The organism is Nocardia sp. NPDC057353 (assembly GCF_042667085.1).
GTDB lineage: Bacteria > Actinomycetota > Actinomycetes > Mycobacteriales > Mycobacteriaceae > Nocardia.
Genome location: NZ_JBHVAK010000141.1, coordinates 1 through 1,265, shown reverse-complemented (window position 1 = coordinate 1,265; position 1,265 = coordinate 1). Strand labels below are relative to the sequence as shown.

At 65.2% G+C, this 1,265-nt stretch carries 2 protein-coding genes; one reads left to right on the top strand and one right to left on the bottom strand.

The features are described 5' to 3' along the window. Window positions 1–505, top strand: a 505-nt coding sequence (locus tag ACFUUZ_RS31695; RefSeq protein ID WP_378702726.1) for a tetratricopeptide repeat protein, incomplete at its 5' end; no start/stop codon positions are given. Window positions 506–662: 157 nt separating this feature from the next. Here the strand turns inward: ACFUUZ_RS31695 and ACFUUZ_RS31690 are convergent. Beyond that, window positions 663–1,265, bottom strand: a 603-nt coding sequence (locus ACFUUZ_RS31690; protein WP_378702724.1) for a hypothetical protein, incomplete at its 5' end; no start/stop codon positions are given.

Genomic DNA, 1,265 nt, shown 5'->3' with positions numbered 1-1,265 from the left:
CGAGGCGATTCCGCTCTACGAGCAGACTCTCACCGAGCAGGAGCGGGTCCTCGGCGCCGACCACCCCAGCACCCTGACCTCCCGCAACAACCTCGCCGTCGCCTACAACGCGGCAGGCCGCCTCGCCGAGGCGATTCTGCTCTACGAGACCACCCTCGCCGACTCGGAGCGGGTCCTCGGCCCCGGCCACCCCGACACCCTGTGCTCTCGCAACAACCTCGCCTACGCCTACAACGCGGCGGGCCGCCTCGCCGAGGCGATTCTGCTCTACGAGCAGACTCTCACCGAGCAGGAGCGGGTCCTCGGCACCGACCACCCCGACACCCTGTGCTCTCGCAACAACCTCGCCTACGCCTACAACGTGGCAGGCCGGACCGCCGAGGCGATCCCGCTCTACGAGACCACCCTCGCCGACTCGGAGCGGGTCCTTGGTGCCGACCACCCCCATACGGAGGCCTTCCGTGACAATCTCGCGATCGCGCGGAAGCGGCAAGCTTCTCGATGAACCAGGCTCGGCGCGCTCCGTCGGGCCGGGTAGATTCCCTTCCGGGTCGTTCAGAAATAGCTCGTTTTCCGAACGTCTACTACTCGCGGGACGTACGCGAGTGGCGGCGCCGCGGGTCCGGTGGAGCGCGTGGCCGCCACCGTTCGCGCCAATCGAATCAGTCGTTGATGCCGTAGAGGCGTTCCGCTTCCCGTTCGGCGTCGAAGTCTGGGCCGAGATCGTCGGCGGAGATCGGGACGCTGTAGGCGGGCAGGCCGGCCGCGGCGAATTCTTGCATTCCCGACAGCGTCAGTCGGCAGACGTTGCATCCGAAGAAGTGGGCCGACATCGTGATTTCCCAGTCATCGAAGCCGTAGGCTTCGCCTTCGTCGTCGTACAGGCAGGTGCGATCCAGGTCGATGGAACCGATCATGCGTCCGTTGAATCCGCATTCAGGACACTCCCGATCGACCGCCCAGCCTCCTTCGGCTTCGAAGGCTTCAGCGGCGTCTTCTTCCAGGCGGTCTGTCGTCTCTTGGAACAGCGTGCTGCCCAGACGTTCTTCCAGCAGGGTGAGGTTCTTCCTGGCACGGGCGAGAAGGGCCGTCACGCGGTGCTGAACCTCGGAAAGTCCCTCTTCGACCAGTCGTTTGGCGTTGAGTTTGTGGTCGCGGTAGAACCAGTCAGGGGGACTGCTGCATGGGTTGGTGACATCTGATCTGTGGTGCCGTGGGGCACTGCTGGAAGGATGGACACCGTGCCCAAGCCCTATCCCCGAGAG